This window comes from Segetibacter sp., from assembly GCF_025963695.1.
In the GTDB taxonomy this organism is placed as follows: domain Bacteria; phylum Bacteroidota; class Bacteroidia; order Chitinophagales; family Chitinophagaceae; genus Segetibacter.
On record NZ_JAOQAH010000097.1, the window covers coordinates 99,425 to 122,086 of the forward strand.

Here is a 22,662-nt window from a genome sequence, read left to right on the forward strand (position 1 = left end):
TTCAAATCCTCTTTATTAAAATTCTAACAATCAACGATTGGTATGGCAAACAACACTTATGATGCTATTGTAGTAGGCTCCGGTATTAGTGGAGGGTGGGCTGCAAAAGAGCTCACCGAAAAAGGGCTGAAGGTTTTATTGCTTGAACGTGGCCACCACATAGAGCATGTGAAAGATTATGCAGAGAGCAATAAGCCTTCGTGGGAATATCCCCATCGTGGTGGAAGAACCCAAAAAATGATTGAGGAATATCCCGTATTAAAAAGGGACTACCCATTAAATGAACGCAACCTTTCTTTTTGGACGGTGGATAAAGACAATCCTTACGTTGAAAAAAAACCATTTGGATGGTTTCGCGGCTATCATACAGGCGGCCGTTCATTAATGTGGGGCAGGCAAAGCTACCGCCTTAGTGATCTTGATTTTGAAGCCAACGCAAAAGACGGAATCGCTGTTGACTGGCCTATTCGCTATAAGGATATTGCTCCGTGGTACGATTACACAGAAACGTTCGCTGGCATTAGCGGATCAAAGGAAGGATTGCCGCATTTACCCGATGGCAAATTTATAGCTCCAATGGAAATGAATATTGTTGAGCAAACCGTTGCGGCCCGAATAAAGGAACATTATAATAATAAGAGGACAATGTTTATAGGGCGCACCGCCAATCTTACCGAAGCAGTTCCCGGAAGGCCAACGCCCTGTCAGTATAGAAACATTTGCTCAAACGGATGCCCCTTCGGAGCTTATTTCAGCACACAATCCTCCACATTGCCTGCGGCAAATGCAACCGGTAATTTAACGCTACGCACTTTTTCCATTGTTACCGAAATCATGTATGACAGGAATACAAAAAAGGCAAAAGGGGTGAAGGTTTTAGACGCAAGGACAAATGAAACGCTGGAATTTAATAGCAAAATAGTGTTTTTGTGTGCCTCTACTTTTAACTCTACAGCAATATTAATGCGTTCTGCAACCGATGTATGGCCAGACGGATTAGGAAGCAGCAGTGGAGAGTTGGGCCATAACGTAATGGATCATCATTTGAAGCTGGGTGCGAGCGGCGATATGGAAGGTTTTGACGATAAGTACTATTCGGGGTTTAGGCCAAACGGTATTTATATTCCCCGCTTCCGCAATTTGCCGGGTGATGAAAAAAGAAACTACCTACGCGGCTTTGGATACCAGGGAGCCGGTAGCCGGCAAAACTGGTCCAGGCAAGTGGCCGAATTAAATATAGGCGCCGATTTGAAAGAAGCATTGGGAGAGCCCGGTAAATGGACTATGGGTATAGGAGGATTTGGTGAAATGTTGCCTTATCACGAGAATAAGATTTCTATATCAAAAGACACAAAAGACAAATGGGGCATTCCGGTACTTGAGTTTGATGTTGAGTTTAAGGAAAATGAACTAAACATGCGAAAAGACATGGTTGCTGATGCTGTTGAAATGCTTACGATTGCGGGCGTTAAAAATGTAATAGGTCAGGACCAGGGCTGTGAACCAGGTTGGGGAATACATGAGATGGGTACTGCAAGAATGGGGAGAGATCCTAAGACCTCGGTGCTAAACAGCAACAACCAGGTATGGGATTGCCAAAACGTATTTGTAACTGACGGTTCTTTTATGACGTCAGCGTCGTGCGTAAACCCATCTTTAACTTACATGGCACTGACAGCAAGAGCTGCTGATTTTGCCGTTAAGGAATTAAAAAAAGGAAATATTTAAATTATCGTTTATCTAGTTATAAAAACTTTTTAAGATGAACAGACGTGAACTTTTAAAAATGATTGCAGCTGCTACCGGCGCTGCTATGATTGGTGGAGAATTTTTATTGACAGGATGTAAAGCAAACCCCGATTCTGCACCTGTTGCATTTACTGATGAAAATATTGCCTACCTGGATGAAATAGCTGAAACAATAATACCCCAGACAAATACTGCCGGGGCTAAAGCTGCAGGAGTAGGAAGGTTTATGACGGTAATGGTGATTGACTGCTATACCAGAGAAGACCAGGAAATATTCCGCAAGGGATTAGACATTTTAGAAGACGAATGCAATAAAATGCATAAAGTTGGATTTATGAAGGCTACTCCTGAACAACGCAAACAGTTACTTATTGCCGTAGATAAGGAAACGAAAGACTATGTAAAAAGGCAGGCAGATGCTGTGAATGTACAAGGACAAAAAGAAAAACAAGGGCAGGAAAGAAATACAAACGATTTCAAAAAGCAGGCAATGCCCAACCACTATTTTCAACAGCTAAAACAACTTGCGATTTTTGGATACTTCACTTCAGAAAAAGGCAGAACAGAAGCGTTACGGTATACTCCTATCCCAGGAAAGTTTGAAGCAGTTATTGATTATAAAAAAGGGGATAAAGCGTTTGCCGGTCTAACATAAGCTTTCGCAACAACTCCTATTTAGTGCCGGTAAAAGTGAATTTCGAAACAAAATTTATACTTGTAAATCCTTTTATAAAATGATTGAAGAAAAAGACAAAAACAAACCAGATAATTCCAGGAGAGATTTTTTAAAAAATACTGCGTTTGCAGCTGCTGGTTTTATGATTGTTCCGCGCCACGTACTGGGCGGAAGAGGTTTTATTGCGCCAAGTGACCGTCTTACTATTGCAAGTATAGGTGTGGGAGGAAAAGGTGAAAGTGACATCGCTAGCTTTTTCAAAAGTGGTAAAGCAGATATTGCTTACTTGTGCGACGTAGATGAAAAACGTGCAGCAAAAACAGTGGGCAACTTTCCCAAAGCAAAAGTGTATAAAGACTGGCGCCAAATGCTTGATAAAGAATCGAAAAACTTTGATGCAGTCTCCGTTTCTACACCCGATCATAACCATGCGGTGGCAGCCCTTGCAGCGATGCAACTTGGTAAGCACGTATATGTACAAAAGCCGTTAACCCACGATGTGTATGAAGCCCGTGTACTTACAAATGCAGCTAAGAAGTATAAGGTAGTAACACAAATGGGTAACCAGGGAGCATCGAATGATGGTGTACGCCAAATGATGGAATGGTATGACAATGGCGTGATTGGAAATGTTCATACCATATATTCCTGGACAAACAGACCGGTTTGGCCACAAGGCATTCCCTGGTCTACAAATAAAGCAGAAGTTCCTAAAACGTTGGATTGGAATCTTTGGCTGGGCACAGCTCCGCAGAAAGATTACGTCGAAAAATTAATTCCGTTTAACTGGCGTGGCTGGTGGGATTACGGCACAGGTGCTTTGGGTGATATGGGCTGTCATCTTTTGGAGGCACCTTTCCGTGTACTGGATCTTCAGTATGTTTCTGATGTACAGGCTAGCGTAGGTACTGTATATGTGGACGAGTTTAAACAAGGGTATTTTCCTGAAAGCGTTCCACCTTCCAGTCACGTTACAATGACCTTTCCCAAGACAGGTAAAACAAAAGGGCCAGTAGTTGTTCATTGGATGGATGGCGGTATTCAACCTGAAAGACCTGAAGAACTTGGACCTAATGAAATGTTTGGAGACGGCGGTAATGGTACTCTGTTCATAGGCACAAAAGGCAAAATGATGTGTAGCACTTATGGTGCAAATGCTAGATTGTTGCCATTATCAAAAAACGAGCAGGTAAAGGTGAAACAAAAATATGCACGCGTGCCGGGCCAGGCAGAGGGACATTATGCCCAGTGGGTTGAGGGATGCATAGCAGGTTATGGTAACAGGCAAATGAGCTCACCTTTCGAAATTGCGGGACCACTTACTGAAGCTTTATGTATGGCCAACCTTGCTATTAGGGGCTACGATATACGTAAGCCAAGAACTACGGGTACCGGCTTTACTTATCCGGGCCGCTACGTAAAGTTGCTTTGGGATAATGAGAATATGAAAGTGACAAATCTGGACGACGTTAACCAGTTTGTTCGCAGAAAATACCGGGATGGATTTGGCATAGGGGAGTTAGTGTAAGCACTGGTCGAGTCGGTACCTTGTTCAGTGGAAGGCTAAGAGCTGAGGTTAAAAATCGTTAGGATGTATTTTTTAGACAGTCGCCTGATGGTTTTGCTTGATGAATAAAGTAACCAAAAGTACAAGGGAGTGACACAACAATGCTTAACTGAAAATAAATGCCGGCACCCCATTAACTCTTATCCACTCAGCCAGTTGAAGGTTGAACCTGGAACTGAATAGTTGCAATTAAAAATCATCCATCGTCAGAACTTTTTGAACTGTGAACAGAAGAGAAGCGGTTCAACATATCAGCCTTTTATTAGGAGGGAGTATAGTAGGCGCAGCCGCTTTTTTAAACGGCTGCAGTACTGACGGGGATAGCAATAGGAAAGTTAACTTTTCTACCGGGGATGTAGACTTTCTGGATGAGGTAGGAGAAACCATTTTACCTGCTACCAATACCCCCGGGGCCAAGGCAGCGAAAGTAGGCCAGCACATGAAAGTAATGGTTAATGATTGCTACGAAGAAAGAGATCAAATCATTTTCTACGACGGTATAAAAGATCTTAAAGCCAGGGCAAAGAAAGAATTGGGCGATGATTTTATGGATTTGAAGCCTGAGCAGCGGTTGGCTTTACTTACCAAAATGGATAACGAGACAACTGAGTTTATGAAGACCTGGGAGGAGCCTCATCCAAAACCGTATTTCCGATTAATGAAAGAGCTTACTTTGCTTGGATTTTTTACCTCTGAGGTAGGCTGTACACAAGCCAGGAGGTATATTGAAACTCCTGGAAGGTATGAAGCTTGTGTGCCGTATAAAAAGGGAGACAAAACCTGGGCCTGACAAAAATTAATTAAAAAAATAACGATGGATTATAAACGCAGGGAATTTTTAAAGATAGCGGGAACTTTTGCTTCGGGAGTAGCACTTACCGGTGTGGCAGCACAATTAAGCGGATGCGGTACAAGCTCGAAATTGAGTGGTAAAAACAACACGTTTGGCCTTCAATTATACAGTCTCCGTACGGACTTGCCTAAAGACCCAAAAGGCGTATTAGCACAAGTTGCATCTTTTGGCTATAAACAACTGGAAGGCTTTGAAGGTCCAAAAGGAATTTATTGGGGAATGACAAATACCGAGTTTAAAAAGTACATGGATGACCTGGGTATGCAAATGGTTTCCAGTCACTGCAACTGGAAAGAAAACCTGGAGAAGAAAGCAGACGAGGCTGCAGCAATTGGGATCAAGTATTTAATGTGCCCTTTCCTTGGAGCGCAGAAGAGTCTTGATTTATATAAAAAGGCGGCTGAAGACTTTAATAAAGCCGGTCAAATATGTAAACAGAGAGGAATGAGGTTTGCCTACCATAACCACGATTACTCTTTCAAAAAAATGGAGGGGCAATTTCCGCAAGATGTAATGATGCAGCACTCGGATAAAGACCTTGTAGATTTTGAACTCGATATGTATTGGGTAGTTGCAGCAGGCGAGGATCCTAAAGCATGGTTTCAAAAATACCCCGGCCGTTTTAAATTAGGGCATGTTAAAGATCGTGGAGGTAAAGAGACAACAACACTGGGTAAAGGAAATATAGATTATCCTACTATTTTAAAAGATGCTCAAAAAGATGGAATGGAATACTTTATAGTAGAACAGGAACAATACGAGGGAACTACCCCCCTGGCTGCAGTGAAGGACGACGCGGAATACATGAAGAAATTGAAGATCTAAACGTACCGGCTTACCTGATGGTTAAGCTTTTTTTTTAACGATAATTACTATTTTAATTAATCACATTTATTTTAATGAAGAAATTACTTTCTTGTATAATACTACTGTTTGCTTTACAATTAGCGTGTGTTGAGAATGCGGTATCGGCACCAACAGCAAAAAATGCTGCTTACTTTGTTTTAAAGGTTTACCATTTTAAAGATGCCAGGCAAGAGGCTTCTATCGACAGCTTCATTCAATATAAATACGTTCCCTTTTTACATTCTTCCAAATTAAATAATGTAGGGGTTTTTAAAGCAATTGCTAACGACACGGCGGCTGATAAAAAGATCTACGTCTTAATTCCTTTTAAATCTTTAAAAGCCTGGGAGAGCTTTTCCTCCAATTCTGTAGAACCTACTATAACCGGGGATGCAGGATATGTAAATGCCGCCTACAACAAACCCGCTTACACCCGTTTCGAAACTATTTTGTTAAAGGCTTTTCCAACGATGGAAGCAATAGCGCCGTCTAAACTCAGCAGCCCAAAAAGTGAAAGAGTTTACGAACTAAGAAGCTATGAAGGAGCAACAGAAAAGCTTTTCAGAAATAAGGTAAAAATGTTTAACGAGGGTGGAGAAATTGCATTGTTCTCGCGGCTTGGCTTTAATGCCGTTTTTTATAGTGAAGTTGTTTTCGGAGCAAAAATGCCTAACCTAATGTATATGACTTCTTTTGAAAACCAAAAATCAAGAGACGAACATTGGAAGGCTTTCAGTGCCGATCCAGAATGGAAAGTTCTTGCTGCCAAACCGGAGTATCAACGTAACGTTTCACATATTGACATTACGTTTTTAAGGCCAACCGAATATTCTGATCTATAAAGTTTGCTTTAATAAAAAAGGGGATGCTTTTAAAAAAAGCATCCCCTTTTTTATTAAAGCCGTTTACATCATCACCCGGCAATATTTACAGCATCTAAAGCCCGTACAATAATTTCAAGGTCAACTACTCCTCTAAAGCCGCTGAAGCCAACAGCTAACGCTGTTCCATCACCTAAGGTAATCAACTGGCCACCTTCCCAACCAATCCAGTCCGGTCTTTCAATACCGAACTTTTCCTCATCAATCTCCTTATTAAACGCCAGTTTTTCAAACTCGCCCGTTTTTAGCCTCGTAATGTGTACCTGGCTTGCTTTTGTCCACGCCACCGAGAAAGACTCTCTCGCACGTATTTTATTGGTTCCAAACATTCTTCCATAAATAACTCCCTGATCATCTATTATGCACACTGAAACATTTCCGTTTGCTATCCTTCTATCCTCTTCATTTTGCATATAAAAAGGAATCAGCTTTTCAGCTTCGTCTATTATTCTTCTTACAGTGCTCTCTAATTCTTTGCCTTCCATACCATTGTTTTATAATTTATAAAAGGGTAAACCCTTGCAAGCTCAATACTCAAACCCTTAATGCTACCGGTTGAAGTTCTTCCTTATTAATCAGCAAGGAAAAAAACGATTCTTATTTAGTCATAGTAGTGTTACTGATAAAAGCAAGATACTTGCTATCAGGAGACCAGTTGGGAGTATTCATTGTTCCCTGTCCTCCGTACACATAGGCAATTACTTTAGGCTTTCCGCCTGTAATTGGCATCAACCTGATATATACATGCTTGTAAAATGGGTGGTCACCCGAAGTAACTTCCTCTTTTAAAAATGAGATAAATGCAATCCATTTACCGTCAGGTGAAATATGTGGAAACCAATCGTGAAAATCACCGTTTGTCACAGCTTCCTGGTTGCTTCCATCAGCATTCATACGCCATAGTTGCATGGTGCCTGTACGGTTCGAATTAAAATAAATATACTTTCCATCAGGAGTATATTCAGGTCCGTCATCTAACCCTTTAGCTGTGGTCAGTTGCACTTCAGCTCCTCCATTTGATGGCACTTTGTAAATATCAAATTCATTATTTCGTTGCCCGGTAAAGACAATACTTTTTGCATCTGGCGACCAGCCGTGACCATAAGATGGGCCCTTCGGAGTAATCTGTTTTGGCGTTCCACCCGTTACCGGAACGGTATAAAGAATAGAACCACCAAGCGCCGAAACGCCACTGCTCAATCCCAGCATTTTACCATCAAAAGATAAAAAATGGTCGTTATTGTTATTTTTTACATCGCCGGTAGGTACTACAGATGGCTGGCGTGAAGCAAGGTCAAACTTATAGATCAATCCCTCGCTGTTATAAATAAGGCTCTTATTATCGGGAGTCCAATTAGGTGCCTGTAGCGATTTTGGAGAAGTATATATACTTTCACGATCACCCGAGGCAACGTTTAAAATTTCAATATTACTTCCCAGGTATTCCCGGTAAGGCACTAAGCCCTCACGCGCAGGTACCGAAATTTGCACATCTTTAAAAACCCCGGTCTCCACTACGTCAGCATTATGTGAGCCAACGAACAAGCCAACATATACCTCATCTCCCAGGTTAAGATCAGTAACTTCTTCAGTTATAAAAGGTTCTCCAAATTTGGCAGCTCTCATCGTATAGGTGTTACCTTTTCTCTCAAGCTGCACAATATTCGCATGTGTTGTGGCAGATTTTTTTTCTTCAGTAGTGGCTGCATCGGTTCTTCTAAACTGCAACGAAGTCAGTCCGTCTCCATGTACAACAGCATTTATTTGCGCAGCCTTTGCATCAAGACTTTTACGTACCATCCATCCCACTTTTCGGTGTGGGTCTACTCCCTGAAAACCCACCAGCTCAGCACGTGTGTACAGCAAAAAATCTCCTTTCAGTTTCTTATATACATAATGAAACTCGTCGTGGTCGAACCAGATATTATAACCCGCACCAGAAATAACATATTGATCGGTTTGAGGAATATATAAACCTGAACCGGGAAGCACCTTTGCGCCAATATCGGTCTGCCCGTCAAAAATTCCTACTTTTTGTTGGGAAAAAGCGGGCAACCAGGCAAGCAAAAAAACAGGTGCGAAAATGGCTTTTGCAAACGAATTAAGTCTCATATGTGCAGGTCTTATTAGTTAAATACAGACTTCTAATTTTTTTATTAAAAGCCGGCGTGGAGTAATATTATTTTTTATACGAACAGTATAACAGCAGTCAACATTGTTGTGTCACTCACTTGTACTTGTAAAACCATATTTTACCCGCCATTACATGTCTAATTACCTTGATTGCATGTTATTAAATGCAAAGACAGCAAGGCTGCAAATAAAATGTTGAACGAATACTATACAAGGTTCTTCTTAATGTAAGTAATACTTTTTGTTATGCTGTCAAACGGATTTCCGGGGGTCGTATCCTGTTCAACAAAAAAGTATTTCATTCCTGCTTTATCAGCCTGTTTAAAAATTCTTTTAAAATCAATTGAACCATTACCCACTTCTGTAAATGCCTTAGCCGGGGTTTTGTCCATATCTTTTACATGAAACAAAGGAAACCTGCCGGGGTGCTGGTTGATCAATTCAACGGGGTCTTTACCTGCTTTGCTAACCCAGTACAAATCCATTTCCATCTTAACCAGGTTTTTATCAGTCTTTAAAAGAACGTCGTACGGAAGGGTTGAGCCCTGGGCTTGAAACTCAAAATCATGATTGTGATAACACAACTGTATTCCTGACTTTTTGCAACGTTCTCCTGCCTTGTTCAACGCATCTGCTACAACCTTATAATGATCTATACCGCCACGCTCTGCGTCCGACAAATAAGCACAAACCATGTACTTAATACCCACCTTAGCAGCATCGTCTACCGCTCTGTCCCATTCTGACAACATTGTACCTTTTTGAATTTGCCCGTTCTCCTTTTCTTTACCCAGGCGATAGTGGGCACTTGGCATAATTAATCCGTGCTGCTTCAAAACCTTTAAAAAAGCTGCAGGATCCATACCATAAAACTTCTGTGTTCCGGTATAGGTTGCACCCTCTAAAGAGTTGTAACCAATTGAAGCGACTTTAGCAAGTGTGCCAACAGGATCTTTCTGCATGGCATCGCGAACAGTGTATAGCTGTAGCCCGATATAGTTCGTTTTCTTATCGAAGTAAGGAGGTTTAATAAAAGCGCCTGCTGTAAGAAGCGAACCCGATTTAATGAAGGAACGTCTGGATGACATGCTGATCGTTATTAAGATGTTATTAAAGAGTAAATTTCTTTAATAAAAGTAACCCATTAGCAGCATTAAAAATTATGGAAAGACTATTTGTTATGTAAACAGGTTCGAAGCAGAACATGGGTAATGATGTTGGTAGTATTACTAGTTAAAGCTTTCTGCACGCCATAAGCTTAAAGATTACGTTTGCCGCCTGATGACTTACTAATTAAAAGTACAAGAGAGTGACACAACAATGTTGAGTAAAAATGGTAAGCTGGTAAACAAAAAATTCAAATTCCCTTTGCTAAACAAATAGAAACTTCTGATATTTTATTTGATGCCTCAAAAGAATTGAAACAACAAAGAATAATTATGCAAAAATCAAAAGCGCTTCGATTAGGGCTTCTATCCATCTTTGTCTAATCAACTATTTTTATAGGAAATTTTTTTAGCCATCTTGCCTTTAATTCAATTTCATGTAATTTCACGGCTCAAAAATTAACGCTTAACTCTTTACCGTGTAAAGGCATCCGGGTTAAGACGTTCAGCAAAATATATAAGTATGGCCGAACCGATATTAATGCCCAGGTTGAGCGATACCATGACAGAAGGTGTAATAGCTGCATGGCATAAAAACGTAGGAGATACAGTAAAGAAAGGCGATTTACTGGCCGAGATAGAAACGGATAAAGCTACCATGGAATTGGAAAGCTACCAGGAGGGCGTATTGTTGCATAGAGGTGCGCCCGATGGTCAGAAATTACAGGTAAACGATTTATTAGCGATTATTGGTAAACAGGGAGAAGATGTAGCTGCATTGGTTGCTCAACATGCAGGTGTTAATGGACAAGTTACTCAGGAACCAACACCGCCGGAGCAACAACCTACTCCCGCTGCACCTGCACCTGCGGCACCTGCACCTGCGGCAGCAGCAGAACCTGCTGCACCTCAATCAGCAGGTGTAAGCACTCAGCCTTTGGACCTTGCAAATATGGAGGAAGTGGTGCTGATGCCAAGGTTAAGTGATACAATGACAGAAGGCGTAATAGCTGCATGGCAAAAAAACATTGGCGATACAGTTAAGAAAGGTGAAGTGTTGGCTGAGATTGAAACGGACAAGGCTACGATGGAGCTTGAAAGTTATAAAAACGGAACGTTGTTGTACCAGGGAGCTAAGCCTGGAGAAAAAATTCAGGTAAATGACCTGCTTTGTATAATAGGTGACGCAGGAATGAATATAGACGCTATCGTTGCAGCATCGAAAGGTGGTGCCGCGCCATCTGCACAGCCTGAGGCTGCTGCTCAAACGCAGACTTCAACAGCGCCACAACCGGCAACAGCTCCACCACAAATGGAAGTAGTAAACGAAGGTCGGATCATCGCCTCTCCACTAGCGAAAAAACTTGCTGAAGAAAAAGGTGTTGACTTACGCTTTGTAAAGGGTTCCGGTGATAATGGAAGAATTGTGAAACAAGATATAGATGGGTTTAGTCCGGCCCAACAACAGGAACCTGTACAACCGCAAACTGCACCACAAGCGCAACCAGTTGCAGCACCACAACCTGAAGCAAAGCAACCAGCGGCGATAGAACCTGCTGCAAAAGCAGCAGAAACCAAACCACAAGCAGCACCTGCAGCTTCTGGAATAGGACAAGTAAGTTTCGATGAAGTTCCGGTTTCACAAATGCGCAAGACCATTGCCCGTCGACTTGCTGAAAGTAAGTTTTCTGCTCCCCACTTCTACCTTACGATGAGCATTGATATGGACCAGGCTGTTCAAACACGGGTAAAGCTAAATGAACTTTCTCCTGTTAAAATCAGCTTTAATGATATGGTTCTAAAAGCTACGGCAGTGGCTCTTAAGCAGCATCCCAAAGTTAATAGTAGCTGGTTAGGAGATAAGATTCGCATTAATCATCATGTAAATATTGGTGTGGCGGTTGCTGTAGACGAAGGTTTACTGGTACCGGTAGTTCGGTTTGCAGATGCAAAAGGGTTGAGCCAAATTTCTGTTGAAGTAAAACAGTTTGCGCAAAAAGCAAAAGACAAAAAGTTGCAGCCGGCCGATTGGGAAGGAAGCACATTTACCATTAGTAATTTGGGAATGTTTGGTATAGATGAATTTACAGCTATCATCAATCCTCCGGATGCTTGTATTTTGGCGATTGGAGGAATATCGCAGGTACCGGTGGTTAAAAACGGACAGGTCGTTCCGGGAAATGTGATGAAAGTGACGCTAAGTTGCGATCACCGCGTTGTTGACGGAGCCTCTGGTGCTGCCTTCTTACAAACTCTAAAGAGCTTGTTGGAAGAACCTTTGAGAATGCTAGTGTAGAACCGACTTATAGAATTAATAAAAAAGGCGAGACTAAGTCTCGCTTTTTTTATTATAGCCAATGCCAAATCTCGCCAATAGCTGAATTTTCCAGAACAACACTGGCATTCCACGCTTTGCCATCATCTGAATAGGTTAGATAAGGAGTTGTTCCCGGTCCCCCTGCCCGATTTCCTAGTGCTAAAAATATGTTTATAACCTACAAGATGCTTTCCATTTTTTAAGGTAACTGCATCAGTTTCCGGGTTGCTGTTAGGTAGCTATGATTTACTAACGTGGTCCAGCTATCACCTTTATCGAAGGACCATACCTCATTATTGCCCTGTTTTCGCTACGCGCAAGTATTTGCAATCTTCCGTCTCTATGAACCAGGATGCCGGGCCGAGTCGCGCTAATCGATTTGCCATCATTAATAGCTCCCCCATCTTCCATCACTTACCAAAATTGTCTGAATTTCGAAGTGCACCTGCCATCCCTTACCTTCCTTGCTTGACGTGGCAATTAAACGGTGCTTGCCCACCTGAGCAGTTTGTTTTTCACCGGTCCTATAAAACCCTTCAGGCAATGCCTTTGCTTCTCGCCATGTCATACCGTTGTCTTTAGGGGTTTTCACCCCTCCTTTCAAGGTGGAAGGGCTGGGACCAATCTTATAAAACAACCATTAATCACCGCGAGGTATTTGGTATAGAACCGGGTTCCAGGTGGGGTAGCGAAGCGAACTGCATTGAATTCCATTAGCGACCGAAACTCGAGCTGTCCATTTCTTACCTTCTTTTCTGCAAACATAAATTTTTACGTCAGCATTTCTTTCCCTTGTGCCCCTAAAGAAGCCTGTAACCAACCCCTTAGGCCTTTCTACAATGGTATCTGCATGACATGCTGAAAAAGGAGCAGCATCATAGATCAATTCATCTTCAACCATTCCACTTTTAAAGTGCGGTGGTTGGGCCATTAAAAAATTAAGACTTGTATGAAGGCTCAATTGCAACAAAAAACTTTCTCATAGTCTTCAGGTATTTGAGCTAATAATTCGGGTTTTAAAAATTGTTAATCGACAATTTTTGGGGCTCTATTCATTTTTCTAAATGTATGTTTTTGCTTGAATAGTGTTATTGTCAAAGTGTTACTTAGTAAAGCGAACAAAGATTAGCTGAGAAAAAGGCAGCCCCCTTTTTATAAATTTCAGTTCTTTCATTTATTTAAAAAAAGCCTTCTTTAAACTTGCAATCGTTGGCACGTTAAATTATCTTTAAGAGAAGCTTTTAAAAGTTTTTATATGATACTATTTTTCACTTTTTTACTAATGTTTATATCCTCCGCGTCTCTTATCCTATACTTTAACCATCTTACACAAATTAATGAACAAGAAACGAAAAGGATGGCCATTCAAAGCAAGTTTCGAACTCGTTTACAAAATGTAAAATTGGAGGAGGTGGACAAGCATTTATTAGTAAAAGCCTGCTAATTCGAAACACCTTCTATTTTTTCCAATAGTTAATCCGGTTTTAATAGCAAAAATAAAAGGCTGTCCTGACACGTATATTTCACTTATTAATGAGTGAATACAATTAAAGTAATCACCTATCGTATAGAAGTTTAAATCTAAGTCTCCTGTATTTCTTCATTTATCCTTTTCGTATTTTTTAATTAAGCTGGTGTTATTATAAAGCTTTTACGAAGTAATGAGGATAACTTTCTGTTGCTTCTGCAACTATTATTTCAGACCTTTAAATAAGGTATTAGAATTAAAAGATGCTGATTGATGTTGCTAAAGTAAGCTTGCTGATGAAAAAAAGGCTTATTTATCCTTTATTGCTTTCTATAACGATCTCCTGCGTTGATGAAGTAGGTGTTAATCACGTTTCTACGGATTATTCTAAAAACGTAGATACTCGCCCTGCTAAGCCAGCAGATTCTCCTAAAGTTTCAAATGAGATTCACTTAGCTTCCAGGCCAATAGACGATTATACCCATGTTGAGGCAATAGTAATGGCTAAAGAATTTGTAACCAAAAAGCTCAATATTTTACCCCCTCCAATTTTCGACAATTCTGACTTGGATTGGATAAAACTGAAACACAACGTTTATAAAATTACATCTGCAGTTGAGGCAGATGATGCTAATTGTATAAGACGCAGGTATAATTGGGTTGTAAAGCTTAAATACAAAAATGGGGATTGGACTGATAAAAATAACTGGACGGTAATAGATATGCAAATTAGCAAATAAGGAAAGCCAGATGAAAACTGTAGTGATAAAATTGAGTGTTAATGGCGTGTTTTCATTTCCGTAGAGGGATATCACTAATTACTATATCTCTTTTCAAAATCTCTATCTCCCCTAATCAAATCGGCACTGACCTTTTCAATAACTACGTTGTGCAATCAAAAGATGACTCCATACGTTATTAGAAATTGAATTTTAATGTAACGACTGTAAAAGATCCTAACAATTCATATACCCCTGGGCATAAGCGGCAAAAGCAGTCGCACTACTTTTATGAAAGCTGCAAGCAGCATAAGTATAAGCAACAATAACTAGTGAACTCTTTAGTTATTTCTTACGACATTACGTCAACACTTCATACCCATCAAATTCTTCCCATAAACACTGTTCATATAAATGGTAAAAGGTAAGAAAGGCCTGATAAAAAATATATTAACGAACGGATTGCGACGCAAGGATGATCAATCGGGTTACTTCGGCCTGACCATAAATACAATTATCGAGATCATTTGATTAAATAGCTTTAAAAGCACATTGTTCTTCGTGTACCAATAATACAGTACCAGCCCTCATTTATCCCACAAGCGCCAACGAATGATATTGGTAATAAAATGGGGGTTATCTTGCTTTTACCATGAACAACGTTTTCACACAAAGACTGGTCGCCCATGTTTCCCTGGTGATTTTATGCATGTCGCTTTGTCTACCAGCATTTCCTCAACCTAAAGGAGCCAATGAAAAAGGTTGGCGAATTGCATTACAACGAAAGGACGGCAAGCGGATTATCTTTCAATTAGAAAAAGCCAGGATGCAAGGCAAAAATGCATTAGTAGTGGTGAATGCCGGAGAAAAAATAAAAGTGACGGAGGTTACATCGGTTAAAGACTCTTTATTTTTTACTATGCCGGCTTTTGAAGCAAATTTTAGGGTTAAGGTGGAGGCTAATGGCAATTTGACGGGAACCTTTATAAAAGGCATTTCAACTGGTGTGCAGTATTGGCCGGTGTTTGGAAGGGCCAATGATTTGGTAAGATTTAAAGCAACGCAGGGAAATGCAAAAAGTAATATCTCGGGCAAATGGAATGTTAGCATTACCAGGCCAAATGGCACAATTAGAAAAGCAGTGGGCGTATTTCACCAGCAAGGCAACCGGCTTACGGGTAGCTTTCTTACACCCTCCGCAGATTATCGCTACCTGGATGGAATTGTGACCGGTGACTCTATCTTGCTTTCAAGCTTTGATGGAGACAATGCCCGTTTGTTTGAGGCAAAAATTGATATAAAGAACAATAGCTTAAATGGCGTTTTTTATAACGGCTATGATGCTAGCGAAGTGTGGACAGCAACAAAAGACTCTACTATTTCGTTGCCCGAAATGAACGATCCAACCAAATTGCGCCATGGCTACACCCGATTAGATTTTACTTTTAACGACCTGAATGGTAATCCGGTATCAATAAAGGATGAAAAGTATAAGAACAAAGTGGTGATAGTACAGCTTATGGGTAGCTGGTGTGCCAATTGCCTGGACGAGACCAGGTTTTTGAGTGGCTATTATAAGCAAAATAAAATGAAAGGCATTGAGGTTATTGCATTAGCATATGAATACACGAGTGATCTGGAGCGTTCCAGAAAAAGTATTGAGAAGTTCAAAAAATTGTTTGATGTGGAGTACCCCATGCTGAATACCGGTGTAACTGCGAGTGATGATAAGAAAGGAGAAAAAACACTCCCTCAGCTTACTGCTATTAAATCGTTTCCTACCACCGTGTTCATTGATAAAAAAGGTACCGTTAGAGATATACACACTAATTTTTACGGTCCGGGTAGCGGCGAATATTATGATCTTTCAAAGAAACGTTTAATTGATACAGTTAATCGTTTGCTTAAGGAGTAGCTGTAAGGGAATACAATATGCTCCTGGCTCTTCCGCACTTTCTGTAAGTAGCCATCCCGAAGGGCCGTTAATGTTGCGCAGGATAATCACACAGGTAAATGCAAACATGGGGATTGTCGCTTCCTTCGATTGTGCCATGAATGAAATGTCCGAGGAAAGAGAAAATTAGAAATTATGTAACAATTGATGGGGGCCAAAGGGCCGACAGTGTAACTAGCAATAAACAATAAAGCCTCAACTAATTGAGGCTTTATTGTTTGTACTTTTAACTCTGTGGTGTGAGCCGGGATCGAACCGGCGACACAAGGATTTTCAGTCCTTTGCTCTACCGACTGAGCTACCGCACCATCCTATCCTATCTTCCCGATCAGTTCCTTTCGGGCTGCAAATATAAGGGGTTATTTAAAATGTCAAAATTAAAAATTCTTTTCTCTTAAAAAAAATAGTCACTGTTTAATATTAAAACTCGCAGTTCTTCGGTGTCCTTGCAAAAGGAATTACATCTCTAATGTTAGTCATTCCCGTTACAAACTGTACCATACGTTCAAAGCCCAGTCCGAAACCAGCGTGTGGTACAGTACCAAAACGACGTGTATCTAAATAATAACTCATCTCATCACTGGGAATATGCATTTCCCTCATTCTTTTTTCAAGACTTTCAAGTCTTTCTTCTCTTTGCGAACCACCAACGATTTCTCCAATACCAGGCGCTAAAATGTCCATAGCGGCTACCGTTTTCCCGTCATCGTTAAGCCGCATGTAAAAAGATTTGATATCTTTTGGATATCCAGTTACGATAACCGGTTTTTTAAAATGCTTCTCTACAAGGTATCGTTCATGTTCGCTTTGCAAATCTATTCCCCATTTCACCTCATATTTAAACTTCTTCTTTTTATATGCGGGGCTCTCCAATAGAATGTTTATGGCATCCGTGTAGGTAATCCTTTCAAATTTGTTCTGAATAATAAATTCAAGCTTCTCGATTAAACCAAACTCGCTCCGTTCGGCTTGGGGCTTTTGCCTCTCTTCCTCGGCTAACCGCTGATCCAAAAACTCGATGTCATCCCGATTGTGATCTATTGCGTATTGAATTAAATACCTAATGAACTCTTCTGCAAGGTTCATATTATCTTCAATGTCATAAAAAGCCATTTCGGGTTCTATCATCCAAAACTCTGCGAGGTGCCGGGTGGTGTTAGAGTTTTCTGCTCTGAAAGTGGGGCCGAAAGTATAAATTTCACTAAAAGCCATTGCGCCTAATTCACCCTCTAATTGACCACTTACAGTAAGGTTGGTACTTTTACCAAAAAAGTCTTCCTTAAAATTGATAGTTCCATCTTCATTTTTAGGAGGAGCATCAAATGGTAAAGTGGTTACTCTAAACATTTCTCCTGCACCCTCGGCATCTGATGCAGTTATGATGGGTGTATGTAAATAGACAAAACCTTTATCATTAAAGAACTTATGAGTAGCAAAAGCAAGCGAATGTCTCAGCCGGAACACGGATCCGAAAGTATTGGTACGGAAACGGAGATGCGCAATTTCACGGAGAAACTCAAGGCTGTGTTTTTTAGGTTGAAGTGGAAACTTTTCTGCATCACAATCACCTAAAATTTCCAAAGAAGAAGCTTTAACTTCTACTCGCTGTCCTTTTCCAAGAGATACTACAACAGTGCCCGTTACTTTTAATGAAGCTCCTGTTGTTATTCTTTTCAAAGTAGTTTCGTCTAATAAACCTAACTCTACAACTACTTGTAAGTTATTGTTGGTACTACCATCATTTAGAGCTATGAATTGATTGTTGCGAAAGGTGCGCACCCACCCCATTACAGTTACTTCACGCTCTGTATCGTTACTAGCTAACAAATCTTTTACCTTAACCCGTTTATTAAACATGTTATTTATTTTATTCGAGCCGCAAAGATAAGGGGTTGAGTTTTTCAGTTAGTAGGGGTAGAAATAGATGTTGTCGCTGCGAAAATATATAACCAGCAGTATACCAATTTATAAAAAACGACGTTGTTTAAATAGTCTGAATACCGGTAGGCAGAAAGTATTTTTTGATGTAAGATGCTCAGCACTGTTAGAGAAGTGCTTTTGTTCCTGTATTAAAGCTTTTTCGCCGACGCAAATAGCTTAAAGTTTACTTGTAATAATTGGCATGAAGTTTATGCTAGTTGAAGGCAATTATCAAAAAGACATGGTAACTCGAGACTAAAACTGAAGAGAAATAGCCTGAGCTACAGATGAACGAACTGCGACGCAACAATGCTAAATAAAGGTATAAAAGGCTGGAACACTTTAAAAAGCAATTATAAAGTTTTCAGTATAAGTAAAAACAAGTTAAAGTTTTCGATTTTACAAATTTGTAGCGTAAACTTGCACTGAAATTCAAAGCTGACCAGCCTCACTACTCTTAGCTAATCAGCTTTTAGGTTTTCCCAATTTCATTTCATTCAAATATTTTCCTTTGTTCGATTGGATGGTTTTGAGCTTTTAATTATCAAAAATTTTTATGTACGACATAGCGCAACTGAACGACATGCTTGTTCCTGAGTTAAAGGATATAGCAGACCAACTAAGCATTCCCCATGCTCAAAAAACAGACAAACAGGATCTTATTTATAAAATATTAGATCGGCAGGCAGTTGATGGAGACACAACAAAAACAATTGCACCTGAAAGAGGACGGCGTAAAAGAATTGCAAAAGCAAATACAACAAATGGTACGGAGCAAACTGAAGTAATAACGGCGCCCGAACCAACACCCGCCCCAGTAGAGCAACGGTCGGAGGCTTCAGAAGAACCAAAGAAAGAAAGTTTTAAAAATGCGGGTCCAAAACGTGCCCGTAAAAGCAAACCCTCAAAGGAGGAAAACGACAAGCAACCGGAGTTTGATTCTGCAAATACAGATGACCGCCCTGCAGAAAACCCTCAAAAAGAAGATGTAAATAAGAATGCTCAAAGTGTTGAAGGCTCACCTGAAGCACAAGCACCAGAGGGCGCACCAGTGGTACAACCACAACATCAACAGAGATTTCCTCAGCAGAGTCAAAGAAGGGAACAAACTTTTAATATAGAATTTGACGGGGTAATACAAGGAGAGGGTGTACTTGAAATGATGCCTGACGGTTATGGTTTCCTCCGCTCTTCTGATTACAACTATTTGTCGTCTCCTGATGACGTATATGTTTCTCCTTCCCAAATAAAATTATTTGGACTTAAAACCGGAGATACTGTTTATGGATCTGTTCGTCCACCAAAAGAAGGTGAAAAGTATTTTGCACTCTTAAAGGTTGAAACAATAAACGGCAAAGGCCCGGAGGAGGTAAGAGATCGAGTACCTTTTGATTATTTGACTCCTCTTTTTCCTTTTGAAAAATTGAATTTGTTTACCACCTCCAACAACTTCAGCACCCGCATCATGGACCTTTTTACACCTATTGGAAAAGGTCAGCGTGGACTGATAGTCGCCCAGCCAAAAGTGGGTAAAACTGTCTTGCTTAAAGAGGTCGCTAATGCTATTGCTGCAAACCATCCTGAGTGCTACTTAATGGTGGTGTTGATAGATGAACGCCCGGAGGAGGTTACAGATATGGAGAGAAGCGTAAGAGCAGAAGTGATCGCTTCAACATTTGACGAACCTGCAGAAAAGCACGTAAAGGTTTCAACTATAGCTTTGCAAAAAGCAAAGCGTCTTGTTGAGTGTGGACATGATGTGGTGATTTTACTTGATTCTATTACACGTCTTGCCCGGGCACACAACACCGTTGCCCCTTCGAGCGGTAAAGTTTTAAGCGGTGGAGTAGAAGCAAATGCCATGCAAAAACCTAAACAGTTTTTTGGTGCAGCCAGGAAAATAGAACATGGTGGATCTCTGACCATTCTAGCGACAGCCTTGATAGAAACAGGTTCTAAAATGGACGAGGTTATTTTTGAAGAGTTCAAGGGAACGGGTAACATGGAATTACAATTAGACCGCCGTCTTGCTAACAGACGTATTTTCCCTGCTATTGATTTGGTGTCTTCATCTACCCGTCGCGACGACTTGTTGCTTGACAGAGAAACACTTCAACGCATGAACATTCTCCGTCTTTATATAAATGATATGAATACAGAAGAGTCGATGAATGAGTTGTTAAGAAGAATGAGAGGTACTAAAGACAATACTGAATTTCTTGCTAGTATGAACGGATAAGAGAACTATTAATAATATTACAAAAGCCACTTGCAAGAGTGGCTTTTGTGTTTTTACCAAAATCTTTAATTCAATGTCTATAAACAATAATAACTTATCACTCTCTGTCTCTGCTACCACTTAAAAATATAAAAATATACTGGATCAAGGTAACAAGCGACGCGATTGCTGCTACTACATATGTCATTGCTGCCCATTTTAAAGCATCCTTCGCTTTATCGTGATGATCCCCTGTTGCTATATTAGTAGTATTTAACCATGCCAATGCTCTTCTGCTCGCATCAAATTCAACAGGTAAGGTAATAAATGAAAAGACTGTTGTTGCTGCAAACAAAGCTATTCCCACAAGTAATAATCCTGGAAACATTTGTATCATTATAATACCTGCCAATAATACCCACTGTACAATATTGCTACTAAATTGTACGACTGGTACCAATGCACTACGCATTTTTAGCCATTTATAAGATTTAGCATGTTGAACTGCATGGCCACATTCGTGTGCAGCCACAGCAGCCGCTGAAATGTTTTGACCACTATAAACTTCAGCACTTAGGTTGACTGTTTTATTAGTAGGATCATAGTGGTCTGTTAAATGACCCTCAACAGATGTTACCTGAACATCATAGATACCGCTGTCGCGCAGCATTTTTTGCGCAACTTCCCGGCCCGACAAATTACCTCTTAAAGGAACTTTGCTATAAGTATTAAACTTGCTTTTCAAGATTGAAGACACAAGGAAACTTATTCCAACAAAAATCAGTGATATTAAAAATATAGAAGACATGTTTTATTACCTTTTCAATACTTGTACAAAATGTCTTCCAAAATATTATTGTGACGGAACCTCTAATTGATGCAAAGTAAACGAGGACAAAAAGTCTTAATAATTTGAAAAAGAAGACAAAGTGACGCGGTGAGATGAGATAAGGTCATTTTTTTTCTTTTTTTCCGACGATTATCAGCGTAAAAGTTATTCACAGGGATAAAAATTATTTTTGAAATGCGACCCATATTTGTAATTTAGTGGCAGAATTTAATGGGTTAGTAAGTAACGGGGTTGGCATTCTTGCTGACCCTTTTTGATTCTAGATCTATAGATTACTGTTTAAATCTCTTGTTCCCGAAAACACCTTCTTTAAAATTATCTTTACCGCATGAGTAAAGTAAAGACTGCATATTTCTGCAGTAATTGTGGTTATGAAAGTACAAAATGGTTAGGAAAATGTCCGTCTTGTAATTCGTGGAATACGTTTGTTGAAGAGGTCATAACAAAAGGGACTGAAAAAAATGATAATGGTTGGAAAGATTATAACGCTGATAAGCGTAACACAAAAACAATCTTATTAAACCAGGTAAGTGCTACTGAAGAAGATAGAATCTTAACAGCAGACGGTGAACTGAACCGGGTACTTGGCGGGGGCATTGTAGCAGGCAGTATCGTACTGGTAGCAGGTGAGCCGGGTATCGGTAAAAGTACCTTGTTCTTACAAGTCGGTTTGCATTTGCAGGGAGTAAGCACATTATATATCAGTGGTGAAGAAAGCGAGCAACAAATAAAAATGCGTGCTGACAGGTTGAAAGCCTCCAACCAGGATTTTTATCTTTTGACAGAAACGGCAACAGATGTTCTTTTTAAAGAGATAAAAAAATTAAGGCCTCAATTAGTGATTGTTGATTCTATTCAAACACTGCATTCAAACTTTATTGAATCTTCTCCGGGTAGTGTCTCACAAATAAGGGAATGTGCAGCCGAGTTTCAAAGGTTTGCTAAAGAAACCAACACGCCTGTATTTTTGATTGGTCACATAACAAAAGACGGAGCCATTGCGGGGCCAAAGATTTTGGAACATATGGTCGATACTGTTCTGCAGTTTGAAGGCGATCGCCATTATGCTTACCGGATACTTCGAACTATAAAAAACCGGTTTGGAAGTACGGCAGAACTAGGAATTTATGAAATGTCCGGAGATGGAATGCGGAGTGTAACTAATCCATCTGAAATACTCATCACGCAAAAAGAAGAACAACTAAGTGGAAGTGCCATTGCAGCAACACTTGAAGGAATGCGTCCATTACTGATAGAAGTGCAGGCGTTGGTAACTCAAAGCGTGTATGGAACACCACAGCGAACCGTGAGCGGCTTCGATCTTAGACGATTACAATTATTATTAGCGGTTCTTGAAAAAAGAGGCGGATTTCACTTTGGGGTAAAAGATGTGTTTGTAAATATT

The 22,662-nt window shown here is 40.3% G+C and carries 18 protein-coding genes and 1 tRNA gene; 11 read left to right on the forward strand and 8 right to left on the reverse strand.

The window, feature by feature from the left end; all coding sequences use genetic code 11:
* Positions 1 to 42 precede the first annotated feature (42 nt).
* The 6 genes from JWR87_RS17520 (at position 43) to JWR87_RS17545 (ending at position 6,533) form a co-directional block, all read left to right on the forward strand.
* A complete protein-coding gene (locus JWR87_RS17520) occupies positions 43 to 1,728 on the forward strand; it encodes a GMC family oxidoreductase (RefSeq protein WP_297822595.1) in 1,686 nt (561 codons plus the stop codon).
* A 34-nt stretch (positions 1,729 to 1,762) separates the two neighbouring features.
* Entirely contained in the window at positions 1,763 to 2,404 is a 642-nt protein-coding gene (locus JWR87_RS17525) for a gluconate 2-dehydrogenase subunit 3 family protein (protein ID WP_297822597.1), read from the forward strand.
* 79 nt (positions 2,405 to 2,483) lie between these two features.
* A complete protein-coding gene (locus JWR87_RS17530) occupies positions 2,484 to 3,953 on the forward strand; it encodes a Gfo/Idh/MocA family oxidoreductase (RefSeq protein ID WP_297822599.1) in 1,470 nt (489 codons plus the stop codon).
* A 262-nt stretch (positions 3,954 to 4,215) separates the two neighbouring features.
* Positions 4,216 to 4,782, forward strand: coding sequence for a gluconate 2-dehydrogenase subunit 3 family protein (locus JWR87_RS17535; RefSeq protein ID WP_297822601.1), 567 nt, complete (start codon positions 4,216 to 4,218; stop codon positions 4,780 to 4,782).
* A 24-nt stretch (positions 4,783 to 4,806) separates the two neighbouring features.
* Positions 4,807 to 5,670 carry a sugar phosphate isomerase/epimerase gene (locus JWR87_RS17540; RefSeq protein ID WP_297822604.1) on the forward strand — a complete coding sequence of 288 codons (864 nt, stop codon included), beginning with the start codon at positions 4,807 to 4,809 and terminating at the stop codon, positions 5,668 to 5,670.
* 74 nt (positions 5,671 to 5,744) lie between these two features.
* Positions 5,745 to 6,533: an NIPSNAP family protein gene (locus JWR87_RS17545; protein ID WP_297822607.1), complete on the forward strand. Its 789-nt coding sequence runs from the start codon at positions 5,745 to 5,747 to the stop codon at positions 6,531 to 6,533.
* Positions 6,534 to 6,604: 71 nt separating this feature from the next.
* Here the strand turns inward: JWR87_RS17545 and JWR87_RS17550 are convergent, their stop codons facing one another.
* The 3 genes from JWR87_RS17550 to JWR87_RS17560 form a co-directional block, all read right to left on the reverse strand.
* Positions 6,605 to 7,057 (reverse strand): hypothetical protein, encoded by a 453-nt coding sequence (locus JWR87_RS17550; RefSeq protein WP_297822609.1) that lies wholly within the window; start codon positions 7,055 to 7,057, stop codon positions 6,605 to 6,607.
* A 112-nt stretch (positions 7,058 to 7,169) separates the two neighbouring features.
* Positions 7,170 to 8,684: a biopolymer transporter TolR gene (locus tag JWR87_RS17555; protein WP_297822611.1), complete on the reverse strand. Its 1,515-nt coding sequence runs from the start codon at positions 8,682 to 8,684 to the stop codon at positions 7,170 to 7,172.
* Positions 8,685 to 8,911: 227 nt separating this feature from the next.
* On the reverse strand, positions 8,912 to 9,793 hold the full coding sequence (locus JWR87_RS17560) for a sugar phosphate isomerase/epimerase (protein WP_297822613.1): 882 nt from the start codon (positions 9,791 to 9,793) through the stop codon (positions 8,912 to 8,914).
* Between the two features lie 541 nt (positions 9,794 to 10,334).
* On the opposite strand from JWR87_RS17560, the gene JWR87_RS17565 reads away from it, so the two are divergent.
* Positions 10,335 to 12,107, forward strand: coding sequence for a pyruvate dehydrogenase complex dihydrolipoamide acetyltransferase (locus JWR87_RS17565; RefSeq protein ID WP_297822616.1), 1,773 nt, complete (start codon positions 10,335 to 10,337; stop codon positions 12,105 to 12,107).
* Between the two features lie 409 nt (positions 12,108 to 12,516).
* Here the strand turns inward: JWR87_RS17565 and JWR87_RS20310 are convergent, their stop codons facing one another.
* Complete coding sequence (locus tag JWR87_RS20310) at positions 12,517 to 12,696, reverse strand: hypothetical protein (protein WP_366090931.1); 180 nt, start codon at positions 12,694 to 12,696, stop codon at positions 12,517 to 12,519.
* A gap of 72 nt (positions 12,697 to 12,768) precedes the next feature.
* Entirely contained in the window at positions 12,769 to 13,059 is a 291-nt protein-coding gene (locus tag JWR87_RS20315; RefSeq protein ID WP_366090933.1) for an exo-alpha-sialidase, read from the reverse strand.
* An 800-nt stretch (positions 13,060 to 13,859) separates the two neighbouring features.
* Between JWR87_RS20315 and JWR87_RS17575 the strand changes: the two genes are divergently transcribed.
* Together JWR87_RS17575 and JWR87_RS17580 are read left to right on the forward strand one after the other, a co-directional pair.
* Positions 13,860 to 14,336, forward strand: coding sequence for a hypothetical protein (locus JWR87_RS17575; protein ID WP_297822618.1), 477 nt, complete (start codon positions 13,860 to 13,862; stop codon positions 14,334 to 14,336).
* A gap of 631 nt (positions 14,337 to 14,967) precedes the next feature.
* Entirely contained in the window at positions 14,968 to 16,230 is a 1,263-nt protein-coding gene (locus tag JWR87_RS17580; protein ID WP_297822620.1) for a TlpA disulfide reductase family protein, read from the forward strand.
* Between the two features lie 274 nt (positions 16,231 to 16,504).
* Here the strand turns inward: JWR87_RS17580 and JWR87_RS17585 are convergent.
* Positions 16,505 to 16,577: transfer RNA gene (locus JWR87_RS17585), tRNA-Phe, on the reverse strand.
* 112 nt (positions 16,578 to 16,689) lie between these two features.
* The gene (asnS, locus tag JWR87_RS17590; RefSeq protein ID WP_297822622.1) at positions 16,690 to 18,126 is read right to left on the reverse strand and encodes an asparagine--tRNA ligase; all 1,437 of its coding nucleotides are present in this window, start codon (positions 18,124 to 18,126) and stop codon (positions 16,690 to 16,692) included.
* 619 nt (positions 18,127 to 18,745) lie between these two features.
* Here asnS and rho point away from each other — a divergent pair.
* Positions 18,746 to 20,428 carry a transcription termination factor Rho gene (gene rho / locus JWR87_RS17595; protein WP_297822624.1) on the forward strand — a complete coding sequence of 561 codons (1,683 nt, stop codon included), beginning with the start codon at positions 18,746 to 18,748 and terminating at the stop codon, positions 20,426 to 20,428.
* A 97-nt stretch (positions 20,429 to 20,525) separates the two neighbouring features.
* On the opposite strand, the gene JWR87_RS17600 is transcribed toward rho, so the two are convergent.
* A complete protein-coding gene (locus JWR87_RS17600; protein ID WP_297822626.1) occupies positions 20,526 to 21,215 on the reverse strand; it encodes a zinc metallopeptidase in 690 nt (229 codons plus the stop codon).
* A gap of 370 nt (positions 21,216 to 21,585) precedes the next feature.
* Between JWR87_RS17600 and radA the strand changes: the two genes are divergently transcribed.
* The coding region (gene radA / locus JWR87_RS17605; RefSeq protein WP_297822628.1) for a DNA repair protein RadA at positions 21,586 to 22,662 on the forward strand (1,077 nt) is incomplete at its 3' end.